Origin of the sequence: Anaeromicrobium sp., assembly GCF_025210435.1 — a bacterium.
Lineage (GTDB): Bacteria > Bacillota > Clostridia > Peptostreptococcales > Thermotaleaceae > Anaeromicrobium.
The window spans coordinates 1-13423 of record NZ_JAOART010000002.1 but is presented as its reverse complement, the minus strand read 5'-3'; the positions used below and the strand labels follow the sequence as shown (position 1 = coordinate 13423).

Here is a 13423-nt window from a genome sequence, read left to right as displayed (position 1 = left end):
ATTTTTGGAATATGTTTGGTTTGGTTCATATTTTATGCGGAGGTGGAGATGCATATATTTTATGGTTGATTCGTAAGGAAAAGAATGCAATAATAGTTGACCATCCTTATTTAATAGGATGTGTTACGTTTGAAAAATAGTTTTTGATGTAGAGGTGGGTCTAAATAATAGATATATCAAAGAAATAGTATTTTGTGGAAGTAATGAGGGGTCATATGCTTTTATAGATATGAGAGTAAAAGCTACAGTAGATAACATAGATTTTCCGTCATCCTACTAAAAGCGTGTAGGACGACGTAGATTCTAGAATCGTTATTTGAAATTTCAGGTCTAAGGAAGTTTACGTTGCGCATTTAGTAATTATTGTTTTTAGTAATGAAGAGATTAAGTCGCAATTGTAAGATATATCAAACTAAATTATGCTCTTTGAAAATTTAATGATACGGTATTGATAGTTTTTTTATTAAATCTTATATTATTAAATTTTTATTTGATATAAACTTATTTTGTAAATAGAGGAGAGATATAATGTCTTGTATTGGTAAGAATAGAGCTATTTTTAGTTATAAATGTGCAAATAGAGAAAAATCGAATTTTATGTATAAAGATTTTGAAAAAAGTGAATCTTATCGTTCAAATTTTAGTGAATGTAATTTTAATTATGCAACACTAAGAGCAGCAAAATTTAAGTTTTGTAACTTCGACAATGCAACTTTTAGTGGAACAGAATTTATAGGAACAAATTTAAGAGGAAGTACATTTAGAAATGCTATTTTTGAAGATACTATATTTAATTCGACACAACTTGATAAAACGAATTTTTATGGAGCTACTTTTAAAAATGTGTACTTTCTATGTAGTAATATAAACATTGCTAAAAATCTTAATGCAGATTCTAACAATATTACTATTTTAACAAAGATGCCAGATATTAAAGATTTTACAAGTGAACTTTTGGATATTGTTGAAAAACTTAGAAATAATGATATTATAAGAAGATCTAAAGTATTACATTTAAAAAATAAGAGAATAAATACATTATCACTAAGTATGCTAAAATCAGATTTCACTGAAGAAATGTTGATTAAAGCACTTCCGTTATTAGCAAGCAAAATAACTTTACAATTTCATACTTTAAGTTATTTAAAAAAACAATTGATTAGATTGGTAGAAAATGGTATTATTTAATTGCCCCATATCCCTTGTATGAGAAATCCGAAGCTACCGAGTATTGTCTACGGACAGATTGGGGGTCAAAAATACTTGATAAATTAGCGGAGGTGATGCCTATGGTATCAGACACTTTGACGGTAATGGCATTTATTGTACTTTGTTGTATTAAAACTTTACCTGTTATTTCTCTCTATGTAGGGGATATTTAGATAATTATATTAACCTTATGTATATTGTATAATTTATAATGATATGATTTATAGCAAATACCGTATTATTCAGTAAGATGAATTTTACGGTATTTTTCTGTTATTTTGTAAAATATGTGGGAAAGAATTCAGGATGGGTTAAATTTACGCATACAGATAGTAATAGACCTGAAACATCAAATAACAAAGTAGTTTAGATATTTTGCGAAAAGCATGCAAAACATCTGAACTACTTAAAACGTTATATACCATAAACATCAAAGGGAAGTAAAAATTGTATGAAAAGAATTATTAAAATAAAAGAGAGTATTCTGAAATGGATGATTATACTATTAGGAGCAGTAACGATTATTATGTATACAATAAACTATGAAAATTTAGGAGTAAGAAATGGATCGAGTATAATACTTCCTTATATGATATATATGCAGATGTGGGTAGTAATCACCAGTTGTGTAGAGGCGAAAATAGTGGAGAATAGAGTGAAAGATTTAAATTTAATGCATATAAAACCTTATAAAAAATCACTATTAATAGCATATGGCATAATTCTTATTGCTTGTATCTTTATCTCAGTTAGTATAAATAGAGGTTTGATTGTAGAAGTAGGATTCTTAAAAACAATAGCAATTAATATGGTGATAATGATGATAACTCAATATATTTTAATAAAAATAAAAATGTATATGGGATATAAAGTTATGTACGGAAAAAGTAATTTAGTGATAGGAAATAAATTGTATAATATAGAAGGAATAACTGATATTAGAGATGACTTTGGTTCTAATTTTTTTATGAAGGTTGGGAGTGAAGAATATGAAATATTTAGTGGGCAGCTATCTACAAAAAAAGAGTTAATGATAATATTAGGTAATAAGATTATTTTAAAGTAACCTGAGAGGGTTTACAGTAGATAACATAGAAATTCCGTCATTCTACTAAGAGCATGTAGAACGACGGAGATTCTAAGAACGTTACCAGCCATCCCTAAGAAAGATATTTTTAAGAGCAACCAAGATAAAATTGCTGGATATTATGAATTAAAATATAACTTTACTCGAGGAGGAGATAATTATTCGAATAATAAATAAAATACAAAAAACAAATGAGGAGAGGCATTTAGAATTACTTGATAAGAAATGGGTACAATTTGAAGAACCTAAATGTGTTGGAATTGCTATTTTGGTATCAATTCCCATAATGATATTGATGACATTAATTACAATATCAGTAATTAATATTGTTTCACCGATTGCTTTAAAAGACTTTGGAATAGATAAAAATGCTATTTCTATAGCTGTTAGTTGGGTTGAAATTACAAGCATTTTTTTAATAGTAATGATGCACGAACTTATACATTTGATTTTCATACCAAATTTTATAAAATCAGATAAAACCTGTATAGGACTTACACCATTTGGTGGATATGTCTATTCAGAAGAAGTGATAACTAAATCAAGATATATTCTTATTAGCACTGCACCTTTTATCATTATTTCAATAATATTACCGTTAGCATTAGGCAATTTAGGATTATTGAACAAACTTATGAAAATTCTTATATTGCTAAACTCTATGGGATCTTCGGTAGATATTTTATATCTTATTCTTATATTATTTCAAGGACCTTTTGATTCATATGTAACAAGTAATGGAATGAATACATATTGGAAGAATACTTAATTGGAACATATTAATCATAAAGAATATACTAGAAGGTGTTGTGAAAGTGTTATTTGGGTATGGCAACATAATTAAATTTAGTGCTGAACGAGACAGCTGATAACATGCTATTTACAAACATCCCACGAAAATCATGTGGAACGTCGCAAGATAGTAAGCCCGTTAGATGCCATAGAAATATTAATAAGAAGAAAGTGAAGGATGAATATAAATGGAACAAAATAGTTGGTTGAATAAAATAAATGATTTTAAAGCTAGTCAGCACTCTAAAGTTGAATACTTCATATTTAATCAAGATGATTTTTTAACCCCTGATAGTGAAGAGAGAATAATCATTTATACCTGTAATATTGATGAAAGTGATATGACTATATTTGATTTTGCAATTAAGTGCATGTATCTTGAGTATAAAATAGATGAAGGTTATATGGATAAAGATCATACTTGGGACAAACGAAAAATACTTTATAATCCTAAAGAAATATCATCACAGCAATTTTATAAAACTTACAGTAGTTACAAATCAGGGTTACTGACACAACCTTCTATCAAAATTAATAAAAGTCAAATAATAATTGCATATCAGCTCTACGAAGAATGGAATAGTGTCTTCCAAATTGTTCAAACAAAGGATAAATATTATGCATTTTCCTGGGAAACAACTGCATAATAATTGAATTTACAGAATCTAACGTATCATAAGGTTGTTCTATAAAAACATGTGAAACAACCTATATATATGATACGTTAGATAATATCGGCGCATATTTCTATTATATATTCTGGAGACGTACTTGGACGAAGGGAGAATTTGGCATGAATAGCAAATTTCATGATGAAGGTAAATCGATTTACGACTTTTTACATGAGTTTTATATAAAATGCCCTCAATGTGGAAAGTTTACAGTTGTTAAATCATTTCCAAATGAAAGAGGTTCATTTCTTTTTTATAAGAAAAGATCATTGGTCTGTAATAACTGTGGGTTTGTAAAAGTATATAGGAATTCTGGAGGTGTAATTGGGAGTGATTACCCCTTATGGTTAGAAGTGAATTGTTGTGGTGAAAAACTATGGTCATATAACCTGAAACATTTAGAATACATAGAGCGTTTTGTTAGTGCAAGTATAAGAGAGGGCTATTGTGACGAACATGGGTGGAAGAATAATAGTATGGTTAGCCGTTTACCCAAGTGGATTAAGGAAAGAAAAAATAGAGATGAGATTTTAAAATGTATAAAGAGAATGAAAGATTCTATACCAAAAAATGAAATTGATTAAGTAGGTAGCTTCTGTAGCAAAAAGTTTTTATGTACAGCCGACATCATCTAACAAGTCAGTTCCCTCCATCTTCTCATGCTTCGAGGACAGCGGGAACTGCAAACGTTATAAGAAATGATCATATCGGAGATATTCTTTGAAGTGTTGTCTGATAGATAGCGATATGTTACGTAATAGTAGAATTATATGTCACTATGTTTTTAATAAATTATATGGGGGTATTCATGAAGATAAGAGGAGTATATTACAAAATATCTTTTTTATTTTTATTTTTAACTTCTATATTGGGAAGTGTTTATCGAAGTTATATATACAATAATAATATCAATGATTATGGTCTAGCAGATATGCACACTAATATAGGATCAGTTGTTACAGCATCTTTTTTATTTATGGGTTATGTACAATATAAAGAATATAAAGATGAACTAAAAGTAATTTTAGGTGTTGTTTTGGGATTTATAGTATATGAAGTTATTCAGAGTGCACCATTAATAGGTGTTTTTGACTGGAAAGATGTTATAGGAACAATTATAGGTGGGATTCTAACTTTTGTAATTCACAAACTAATAACTATAAAGTATAGTCTTTAATACAATAATTAATCCAAAACAGTCTTATTCTATGAAGGATTATAGGGATGAAAAATAGGATATTAATTTTAGGAATATTAGTGATCTTTACTTTAAGTAGTGGCTGTGTTTATTCAAATTCAGACATAAAAGAGATTAAGTGTTTTGATGATGTGCTAATCTTTGATGAAAACGGAATGTTTGTAAAAGTAGGCGAAAAATGGGGTAAGATAAACAAGGACGGTAAATTTATAGTGAAACCTATTTTTGATAAAGTTTGTAGTTTTAAAAATGGGTTTACTGTTGTAGGTGAAAATAATAAATATGGAGTTATAAATAAAAATGGTGACTGGATAATCGAAGCAAAATATGATATGCAACCTAGTTACAATGATGAATCGAGGAATTTTGTTATACAAGAAAACGGACAATATGGGTTTGTGGACATAAATGGTAATGAGATTCATAAGCCAGTATTTGATTATATATTAACAGGTAACGAAGAAATTTTAATTTATAAGAAATCGAATAAGTTTGGAATCATTAAAAATGACGGGACAGTGATAACCCAATCAATATTTGATGAGGTATATAGTTGTGGTAGGAATCTATTTGTAGTGAAGTTTGAAGGTAAATGGGGACTTTTGGATAATGAAGGCAGTTATGTAATAGGGCCTATTTTAGACAATGTAAAAAAGTATAGTTCTTTTTCTGAAGGTCTATTTCCTGTAAAATACGATGGGTTATGGGGATATATCAATAGGAAAGGTGAGTTTATTATTGAACCTATGTATAATGATGCATGGTCGTTTAATAATGATTTAGCTCCAGTGCGTTATGGTGAGAAATGGGGATATATAAATAAAAAAAATGTTTTTGAAATTGAACCAGTTTATGATACTGCAGATGAATTTGTTGATGGGATAGCCGTCGTATCAATTAAATATTTAGAGAAAGATGAAGCGAAAACTTCATTGAGAGTGGAGAGTGAATTAGAATATAATGTGATAAACGAACAAAATTATTATATTAGCATGCTCCAAAACTTTAAAAATGAAGTTGTTCAGAATGGAGATCAAGTTTATGGCATTATTAATAAAAAAGGCGAATTCGTAATTGAACCTATCTACTATAATGTTTTTATTGGTGAAGATGATATTAATGTTGAGACATTTGATAGAAAATTTGGTGTTTAGGATAAGAATTTAAAATGTTGGCTTAAACCTAGTGATGAAAAGTGGATGGTTTTCAATTTGAAAGATGAAGTCGTTAAAGTACATGTTTTTGCTAATCCACCAAGACAATCAAAAGATGACAAAATTGGTTTCCTCAATCTAGAGGGACAAGAAATTGTTGAACCTAAATACAAAAAGAATGAAATATTATCATACTCAGAAGGTTTTATAGGAATTAAGAATAATGAAAAATGGGGGTATTTAGACATCAATGGAAAAATGGTTATAGAACCTAAATTTGATGAAGCAGGATGGTTTTATGGTGGGGTAGCTGCTGTTAAAATTGAGGATAAATGGTATTTTATCAACGAAAAAGGTGAGTTTGCTTTCTAAAATTTTATATCAAATTGAATATGGTATAATTCCAAAAATAATCAAGGCGTCGGATAACATATCATTCGCATCATCCTACTAAGAACATGTAGGACGACCGAGAATGCTCGGACCGTTATCCATCATTACCTAATATCATAAACTGTAAATTAAAACAATATTATTAGAAGGTTTTTTAGTATATAATAAAATTATAGTATAGAAAGGGGTGATCTTTTCAATGAGTTTAGCAGAAAAACTTATAAAAGACTTTGAAACACTTCCAGACGATCAAAAGCGAGAAGTAATTGATTTTGTTGAATTTTTAAAAGAAAAATCTCAAAGGGAATTAGGAAAACTAATGGATATTGTAATTGCTGAAAACGAAGTAGCACTAAAGGAGTTAAGCAAATAATGAAGAATATAGGTTTAGATAATATTTTAGCATTTCATACTAAAATTATAAGTAAAACAGGTGGAAGTGATGGAGTAAGAGATAGAGGATTAATAGAAAGTGCTTTGAATAGGGCTTTCGTAACATTTGACGGAAAAGATCTTTATAAAGAAGCAGAAAAAAAGATTTCAATTATAACACATGGATTAATTAGAAATCATGGATTTGTAGATGGAAATAAAAGAATTGGTGCAGCGGTAATGATACTCTTATTAAGATTAAATAAAATTGATATTAATTATACTCAAGAAGAACTAGTAGATTTTGGATTGAGCGTTGCAGAAGGAAAAATGAATGAAGAAGATATATTTAATTGGATAAATCAACATAAAATTTAATAATAAATAAGGCATAAGTATAGCCTTATTATTTTTTATACTTGAAATGGAATATTATTACTTATAAGGGAAATACAAACGACGGATAATATGATGTTTAAAAATAGTCCACAAAAACCATGTGAACCATCTTAAGATATCAGTAACGTTATGTGCAATTGCAAATCAAAATAATGGAGGTCAATATTGTAGTGAAAAGAATATTGAAAAGATTAAGTAAACAAAGCAGATATTACCTTGTTGTGGACACTTTATTATTCCAATGGAAGATGGTACTGTGGAGGTATATGGATGTCCAGTTGGCTAAATATAGAGAAATACAGAGAAAGTGTAATTAAGTTTGCAGACGAAGTTGAACAATTCTACACAAATTCTGCTAACAAGATTTTGCCAGAAGATGATTTTTATAAAAAAGGGTATTTACAGTTTTGGAATGAATGGTGAGAGCGAAGAAATGGAAATAGATAAAGTGGATAGTTTATAAATTGGTGACTAAACAGAAAGGATGAGTGTATGAATAAAGTTACTTTACATTTGGCTGGAGAAATACGGTTTGGACCAAGATTTTTTGAAATTACTATAAATGAAATAAAGTTAGAAGACAGGAGTTTTGGAGAACTGTATATTGAATCATCTGATATGAGGTACGTTGCATTACAAGAATGGGGTGAAACACAATATTCTAAAGGTCCTATGACAAGAGTATTAATTGTAGAAGCTTCAACAGGAAAGTTATGTGAAACTACAGATTTTAAAAGAGGATTTGTTGAGGAATTTAAATTTTCAAATGGAAAATTTGAATATATGAGGCATGACTATGGATTAAAGAAGAAGAAAAAAGAAGTATTAATAGTGAATAATTTAAAGTTTTGCTAATAATAGGAGTACAAATTTTGGTGTAGACCATCATCTAACATACTATTTTCAGACATTCCACCAAAACCATGTGGAACGGTGTAACATAGTAAGACCGTTATGTGAAAGATTTTGATTGGTAAAGTGAAAATAAGATCATATGTGAAAAAATGATATTGGAGGAAGAAATGAAAAAAATAAGAGTTGAAGAATATAATCCAATGTGGAAACTAGAATTTGAAAAAGCCAAGTTTTTCTATGAAGAATTATTGAAAGAGGTTGATTCAGAAGTTGTACATGTTGGAAGTACGTCAGTAGAAGGATTATGGGCAAAACCTATATTAGATATCGATATTATTGTGAATAATGCTATGGATAGTGAACAAGTAATAGAGTTATTAGAAAGTGTTGGTTATATTCATATCGGAAATCTAGGTATTGAAGGACGCGAAGCCTTTAAATATTTAGATGATAATACCCAGATCAAATGGATGGAACACCATTTATATGTATGTATAAGAGAAAATGAAAATTTAAGAAATCACTTATTGTTACAAAAACATTTGCGTAATAACAAAAATGCAGTAGAAGAATATAGTAAGTTAAAATGTGAACTTGCAGAAAAACATCCTAATGATATTGATTCATACGTAGATGGTAAAACTGAATTGATAACAAGTTTTCTAAAAGCTGAAGGAATGGATAAAGATGAACTTGAGCGAATTGAATTTATCAATAAGAAGGAATAGAATGATCGAAAAAGCCTTCACATAACATAGCATTTGCAGATAGTCTACAAAAAACATATGGACTGTCGCAAAATACTAGGAATGTTATGTGCAATTCAAATAATTTATAATAGCTACGTATTCACCAATAAGCATGCAATTTCTAAATTTAAAAATTTACAATGTTGGTGATGATTTAAAGAAATTAAATATGAAAAAACTGAACATTATCAACTCACAAAACAATTTATAAATAATCCAAATAAAATATTAGATATTTTGTTTGGCAGTGACCGAGAAGGAGTTTTGCCATGAAAAGAAAAGGAATATTATATGTTATATTAATAGTGATAGGAATATTAGGAATTCTAGATACTTTGATTATTAGTTTATATTCTAATATGAACATAGGAATTGCTTTGCCAGGAATTTTTGGTTTTGTTCTTATCTTTTATTCTAATATTAAAATAAAGTATCCAGAATATGAATTTATAAAAAATAGAAGGATACGAAAAATAATAAAGGTAATTGGCCTAGTGGGAATGATATTTTTTATATTTGTTGAAGTGATGCTTATATATCATGGAACAAGTGAATTTTATGGGGAGGTAGATTATGTGGTAGTTTTAGGAGCGGCAATAGATAGACAAGCTAGACCTAGACTACCATTACAGAAAAGGCTTAATACGAGTCTGAAATATTTAGAAGTAAATCCTGATGCAAAGATGATCATGTCAGGAGGACAAGGTCCTGATGAGCCTATATCAGAGGCGGATGCTATGAAGAAGTATGTGGTAGAGCGGGGTGCAAAAGAAAATAATATTTTAATTGAAAGTGGTTCAACTAGTACATACGAAAACTTTAAGTATACGAAAGATTTGATAGGGGATGAGTTTCTAGACAAAAAGACATCTATATTGATAATTACAAATGATTTTCATATGATGAGAGCGAAGAAAATTGCAAATAGTTTAGGATTTAAAGTATATGGATTGTCTAGTAGAACTCCTACGTCTACAATTATAAATAGTTATATTCGTGAATTTTTTGCCTGTGTTAAATCGTGGATTTTTGATATTTGAAGAAGAAAACAAATGAAAATTAGTGGGTAAGTGCTTCGAAGCTTACAACAAAAGCACATAATATACTATTTTCCGACATTCCACGAAAACCATGTGGAACATCCGAAGATAGCAAGAATGTTATACGCAATAGTTAAGTACTATTTTGGGAGGGTGAACGAAAATTTTTCAGATTTGCATATTGGTATGTAAATAGCTCGGATGTTAAATCTGAGATATTATATGTTGGTAAAAAAGTTGAGCACGAAATCCTCCGAAGTCTAATGGATAAGGTCAAGAGTGAAACTATTATTAAGATTAGTTATGAGGGAGATATTGAGACAGGAAACATTGTTCTTAATGAAGTTCATGAAGTGGATGTAATGGATGATAATCTGAAATCTCATTTAGAAGAAATACGTAGAGAAATTACATATAAAGATGATGAATTAGGAATTCTTACATTTGACAAATCTATAAGTAATTATAAAACAAATATAGTATGGTGTGGTGCTAATTCAGAGTTGGTTTTTGAAACGGATGATGAAGTTGAATTGATAGAACTTATTGAAAGGTACAAAGAGAATTTTAGTGATAAGCATCGCTGGGATGATAAAACAAGAAAGTATGCTGCAAGCAAGTTGATTTCGCTAAAAAATGATTTCTGGTTAGAAGATAATGAGGGTGAAATGAAAGAAAGTGAATTTGTTTCATTGATATCTTTGGAAGCATTGGTGCTTTATCCAGATGGTTCTTATTCATTTTGGTATAGAGATGGGGACATTTTCTTTGGTCATGTAATAATATTAGCCATCTAACGGAGGTTATTGTTTTGAAAAAATCCAAACTTATTATTTTATCAATAGCAATTATTTTTATATTATGGGGATTTATATCTAAAACTCCTACATTAAAAGGGTTTTACCAGAGCGAAGTGAATGGATATCATATTCAAATTCTAATTCGAGAAGAGGATAACAGTTTTGTTGAATGGATTGATAATAGGGAGGTTGATAGAGGAACTTACGAAAAAGTTGATACCAGCTTATACACAATTAAGGGTAACAAGCAAAGCTTTGAGTTAACATTAAATGATGATAATTCTTTTGAGATAGTTATAAACAAATTGAATAATGGAAACCCAATTAGTATGAAGAATATTTCAACTGATGATTATAGGATAAGTTTTGGCAAATGGGATGATGTAGATAAATATAAATCTTTGTTAGATTAATACTTGTTGTAATTGATTATGAAGAGTAATTCGCAACATTCTTATATTGTGTAATAAGAAAATAGTAATTATTTAGGAAAAAAATTATTTGATGCACGAGGTTTAATAAACTTAAATGAGTAAGTAATATTTTAAGATGTTGCTTTTCTAGGGTGATTTTATGGTGAATATGGTCTTTAAGAAGTGCCTTTGGGGGTCTGAATTGTTAGATGTGTAGTTAACTCAAGTAAAACTACTATCATTAAAATTATAAAATAGAAAAGAGTAAGTAATTATGAATATATTAATTAGAAATTTACAGAGAAAAAAATTCTTTAAAGTATTAATTATCTTTCTTCTAATTACTATTATTGGATGTGTCTATCAAAGCATAATGGTGAACTATGAAAGTGAAAAGTATAAGAATCCAGGACAATTAATTAAAGTGTACAATCATAAGATGCATATTTATGGTGAGGGTAAGGGTACACCAACAGTAGTATTTACAGTTGGATCGGGGACACCAAGTGCATATACAGATTACTACTTTATTCAGAAAAGTATATCAAAAATAACAAGAACTATTTCATATGATAGACTCGGATATGGATGGAGTGACAAAACCTCCATAGATAGAAAAATAGATCAAGTAGTAGATGAATTACATACTTTGTTAGAAAAATCTGGAGAGAAGCCACCTTATGTACTTGTAGGTAACTCACTTTCTTCGTTAGAGGTCATTAGGTTTGCTCAAGTTTTTCCACAAGAAGTAGTAGGAGTTGTTTTAATTGATGGAGGTAATCCTACATATTATGCTACTTTAAGTGAAAAAGCAACTCTGGTTCCAATGTATATTTTACAATTAGCTGGCAAAAGTGGTTTGGTTAGAACACTTGGAAATGTTGGGATATTACTTCCATTAACTAATGAAAAAAAGAGAGCAAAATTGCTTCCAGAGGGACTAAGTAAAGTTGATAAAGCATTATTTTACAAAAGTTCAGGAGAAAAAAATAATATAAGTGAAGTAAAGACTATAAATGAAAATGCAAAAAAAGTCATAGATGGAGGAACTATTGGGAGTATTCCCCTTATCATCTTAACATCTGAAAAAAGTGCTGAAGATATGATCTGGAAGAAAACACAAATGCAACTTAAAGATTGGTCTGCAAATAGTAAACATGAAATTGTTAAAAATTCTACTCATTATATTCACTGGGATAAACCTAATGTTGTTTATGAAAGAATAAAAGAATTAATAGAAAGCTTAAAATAAGTGATTATAATTGACAAGTTCTTGGGGCTATGAAGAATAATGTGAAACATATATATAATTTCATAGGGGAAGGTGTTTTGCTATGTTATTACGGATTATGGTTTTTGTTGGAACTTTAATATTTGTTTTAGGACTATATCTTCTTGTAAAAAACTATAAGAATGGAAAGTACATCAAAGGATATGGATTACTTACTTATGCAGGGGTTGCTATGGTGTTACTTGGAGTGATTTTATTAATGGAGCCTGTATTTACAAGTTTACCTGGAAATTTACCTAAAACAGTACCATTAGTTATAGCTATATGCACTTGTATAATAGCAAGTAAATTATTGCTAGAACCAACATTTTTGAAAAATAAAATAAAAAGGGGTGTATTTATAAAAAATTGTACTCAGTGCAATAAGGTTTTTTCATTTCACAATAGATTAAAAGTTCTTATTAATGGATATTTGAAATGTTCACACTGTAATGCTATTTATGAGCCTAAACACAATGTAGATAGGGGAATATATTTTGGTATTATTTTTATTGCAAATATAATTGTATTTAATCATATCATTATTTTAAATAATTTTATGCTACAAATTAAATGGCAAACATTAATGATAATGATAACTTATCCTTTGTTTGATTTGTTACCTCATAGATGGCAAAGATATGAAAGAATTAGTTAGAATTTTAAATACATATTCCCACAACATTCCTATAGTACGTAGGAATGTAGAAAATCTTAAAGAAATACAATTGTAAAATGGGAATAAACAAAACTTGGAGGTATGGATATGAAATTTAAATTAGCACTATTAGCTGTTAAGAATGTTAATGTTTCTAAACAATTCTATCAAGAACTTTTTAATCAGAAAGTAGTTCTTGATTTAGGAAGAAATGTAACATTTAGCGGTGGATTTGCAATACAAGAGGATTTTGCATGGCTTACAGATTTACCAGTTAGCTCTGTCGTAGAAAAGTCAAATAATATGGAATTGTATTTTGAAGTAGATGATTTTGATGCATTTATACAAAGGTTGGAGAGCTAT

The 13423-nt window shown here is 29.0% G+C and carries 19 protein-coding genes and 1 pseudogene; all 20 read left to right on the top strand.

Features of this window, described 5'->3' with window-relative positions; genetic code table 11:
• Nucleotides 1-154: 154 nt before the first annotated feature.
• Complete coding sequence (locus tag N4A57_RS00210) at nucleotides 155-280, top strand: hypothetical protein (protein WP_293655240.1); 126 nt, start codon at nucleotides 155-157, stop codon at nucleotides 278-280.
• A gap of 248 nt (nucleotides 281-528) precedes the next feature.
• On the top strand, nucleotides 529-1188 hold the full coding sequence (locus N4A57_RS00205) for a pentapeptide repeat-containing protein (RefSeq protein WP_293655238.1): 660 nt from the start codon (nucleotides 529-531) through the stop codon (nucleotides 1186-1188).
• 472 nt (nucleotides 1189-1660) lie between these two features.
• A complete protein-coding gene (locus tag N4A57_RS00200) occupies nucleotides 1661-2275 on the top strand; it encodes a hypothetical protein (RefSeq protein ID WP_293655236.1) in 615 nt (204 codons plus the stop codon).
• A 316-nt stretch (nucleotides 2276-2591) separates the two neighbouring features.
• Entirely contained in the window at nucleotides 2592-3065 is a 474-nt protein-coding gene (locus N4A57_RS00195; protein WP_293655234.1) for a DUF3267 domain-containing protein, read from the top strand.
• Between the two features lie 211 nt (nucleotides 3066-3276).
• The gene (locus N4A57_RS00190) at nucleotides 3277-3735 is read left to right on the top strand and encodes a hypothetical protein (RefSeq protein ID WP_293655232.1); all 459 of its coding nucleotides are present in this window, start codon (nucleotides 3277-3279) and stop codon (nucleotides 3733-3735) included.
• Between the two features lie 146 nt (nucleotides 3736-3881).
• A complete protein-coding gene (locus N4A57_RS00185; protein ID WP_293655230.1) occupies nucleotides 3882-4343 on the top strand; it encodes a hypothetical protein in 462 nt (153 codons plus the stop codon).
• A 224-nt stretch (nucleotides 4344-4567) separates the two neighbouring features.
• The gene (locus tag N4A57_RS00180) at nucleotides 4568-4936 is read left to right on the top strand and encodes a hypothetical protein (protein ID WP_293655228.1); all 369 of its coding nucleotides are present in this window, start codon (nucleotides 4568-4570) and stop codon (nucleotides 4934-4936) included.
• A 47-nt stretch (nucleotides 4937-4983) separates the two neighbouring features.
• Nucleotides 4984-6111: a WG repeat-containing protein gene (locus N4A57_RS00175; RefSeq protein WP_293655227.1), complete on the top strand. Its 1128-nt coding sequence runs from the start codon at nucleotides 4984-4986 to the stop codon at nucleotides 6109-6111.
• Nucleotides 6112-6168: 57 nt separating this feature from the next.
• Nucleotides 6169-6483 (top strand): WG repeat-containing protein, encoded by a 315-nt coding sequence (locus tag N4A57_RS00170; RefSeq protein ID WP_293655226.1) that lies wholly within the window; start codon nucleotides 6169-6171, stop codon nucleotides 6481-6483.
• Between the two features lie 220 nt (nucleotides 6484-6703).
• Nucleotides 6704-6877, top strand: a complete 174-nt coding sequence (locus N4A57_RS00165) for a DUF2281 domain-containing protein (RefSeq protein ID WP_293655224.1) — start codon at nucleotides 6704-6706, stop codon at nucleotides 6875-6877.
• Complete coding sequence (locus tag N4A57_RS00160) at nucleotides 6877-7254, top strand: type II toxin-antitoxin system death-on-curing family toxin (protein ID WP_293655222.1); 378 nt, start codon at nucleotides 6877-6879, stop codon at nucleotides 7252-7254. The genes N4A57_RS00165 and N4A57_RS00160 overlap by 1 nt, the downstream gene beginning before the upstream one ends.
• A gap of 291 nt (nucleotides 7255-7545) precedes the next feature.
• Nucleotides 7546-7698 (top strand): hypothetical protein, encoded by a 153-nt coding sequence (locus N4A57_RS00155; protein ID WP_293655221.1) that lies wholly within the window; start codon nucleotides 7546-7548, stop codon nucleotides 7696-7698.
• Nucleotides 7699-7767: 69 nt separating this feature from the next.
• Nucleotides 7768-8130: a hypothetical protein gene (locus tag N4A57_RS00150; RefSeq protein ID WP_293655219.1), complete on the top strand. Its 363-nt coding sequence runs from the start codon at nucleotides 7768-7770 to the stop codon at nucleotides 8128-8130.
• A 167-nt stretch (nucleotides 8131-8297) separates the two neighbouring features.
• Nucleotides 8298-8858 carry a GrpB family protein gene (locus N4A57_RS00145; RefSeq protein WP_293655218.1) on the top strand — a complete coding sequence of 187 codons (561 nt, stop codon included), beginning with the start codon at nucleotides 8298-8300 and terminating at the stop codon, nucleotides 8856-8858.
• 290 nt (nucleotides 8859-9148) lie between these two features.
• Nucleotides 9149-9919, top strand: coding sequence for a YdcF family protein (locus N4A57_RS00140; RefSeq protein ID WP_293655217.1), 771 nt, complete (start codon nucleotides 9149-9151; stop codon nucleotides 9917-9919).
• A 263-nt stretch (nucleotides 9920-10182) separates the two neighbouring features.
• Nucleotides 10183-10716 (top strand): DUF2262 domain-containing protein, encoded by a 534-nt coding sequence (locus N4A57_RS00135; RefSeq protein ID WP_293655215.1) that lies wholly within the window; start codon nucleotides 10183-10185, stop codon nucleotides 10714-10716.
• Nucleotides 10717-10730: 14 nt separating this feature from the next.
• A complete protein-coding gene (locus N4A57_RS00130; protein ID WP_293655213.1) occupies nucleotides 10731-11132 on the top strand; it encodes a hypothetical protein in 402 nt (133 codons plus the stop codon).
• 274 nt (nucleotides 11133-11406) lie between these two features.
• A complete protein-coding gene (locus tag N4A57_RS00125; RefSeq protein ID WP_293655211.1) occupies nucleotides 11407-12384 on the top strand; it encodes an alpha/beta fold hydrolase in 978 nt (325 codons plus the stop codon).
• 82 nt (nucleotides 12385-12466) lie between these two features.
• Nucleotides 12467-13060: a hypothetical protein gene (locus N4A57_RS00120; RefSeq protein WP_293655209.1), complete on the top strand. Its 594-nt coding sequence runs from the start codon at nucleotides 12467-12469 to the stop codon at nucleotides 13058-13060.
• 108 nt (nucleotides 13061-13168) lie between these two features.
• Nucleotides 13169-13423, top strand: a pseudogene (locus tag N4A57_RS00115) (glyoxalase/bleomycin resistance/dioxygenase family protein); the annotation flags it as partial.

Bases quoted from the DNA above. Each gene is read 5' to 3' on its own strand.
- N4A57_RS00190 (WP_293655232.1), top strand. From the start codon at position 3,277: ATGGAACAAAATAGTTGGTTGAATAAAATAAATGATTTTAAAGCTAGT.
- N4A57_RS00140 (WP_293655217.1), top strand. From the start codon at position 9,149: ATGAAAAGAAAAGGAATATTATATGTTATATTAATAGTGATAGGAATA.
- N4A57_RS00155 (WP_293655221.1), top strand. From the start codon at position 7,546: ATGTCCAGTTGGCTAAATATAGAGAAATACAGAGAAAGTGTAATTAAG.
- N4A57_RS00205 (WP_293655238.1), top strand. From the start codon at position 529: ATGTCTTGTATTGGTAAGAATAGAGCTATTTTTAGTTATAAATGTGCA.
- N4A57_RS00180 (WP_293655228.1), top strand. From the start codon at position 4,568: ATGAAGATAAGAGGAGTATATTACAAAATATCTTTTTTATTTTTATTT.
- N4A57_RS00125 (WP_293655211.1), top strand. From the start codon at position 11,407: ATGAATATATTAATTAGAAATTTACAGAGAAAAAAATTCTTTAAAGTA.
- N4A57_RS00150 (WP_293655219.1), top strand. From the start codon at position 7,768: ATGAATAAAGTTACTTTACATTTGGCTGGAGAAATACGGTTTGGACCA.
- N4A57_RS00185 (WP_293655230.1), top strand. From the start codon at position 3,882: ATGAATAGCAAATTTCATGATGAAGGTAAATCGATTTACGACTTTTTA.
- N4A57_RS00175 (WP_293655227.1), top strand. From the start codon at position 4,984: ATGAAAAATAGGATATTAATTTTAGGAATATTAGTGATCTTTACTTTA.
- N4A57_RS00165 (WP_293655224.1), top strand. From the start codon at position 6,704: ATGAGTTTAGCAGAAAAACTTATAAAAGACTTTGAAACACTTCCAGAC.
- N4A57_RS00135 (WP_293655215.1), top strand. From the start codon at position 10,183: ATGGATAAGGTCAAGAGTGAAACTATTATTAAGATTAGTTATGAGGGA.
- N4A57_RS00160 (WP_293655222.1), top strand. From the start codon at position 6,877: ATGAAGAATATAGGTTTAGATAATATTTTAGCATTTCATACTAAAATT.
- N4A57_RS00200 (WP_293655236.1), top strand. From the start codon at position 1,661: ATGAAAAGAATTATTAAAATAAAAGAGAGTATTCTGAAATGGATGATT.
- N4A57_RS00195 (WP_293655234.1), top strand. From the start codon at position 2,592: ATGACATTAATTACAATATCAGTAATTAATATTGTTTCACCGATTGCT.
- N4A57_RS00120 (WP_293655209.1), top strand. From the start codon at position 12,467: ATGTTATTACGGATTATGGTTTTTGTTGGAACTTTAATATTTGTTTTA.
- N4A57_RS00145 (WP_293655218.1), top strand. From the start codon at position 8,298: ATGAAAAAAATAAGAGTTGAAGAATATAATCCAATGTGGAAACTAGAA.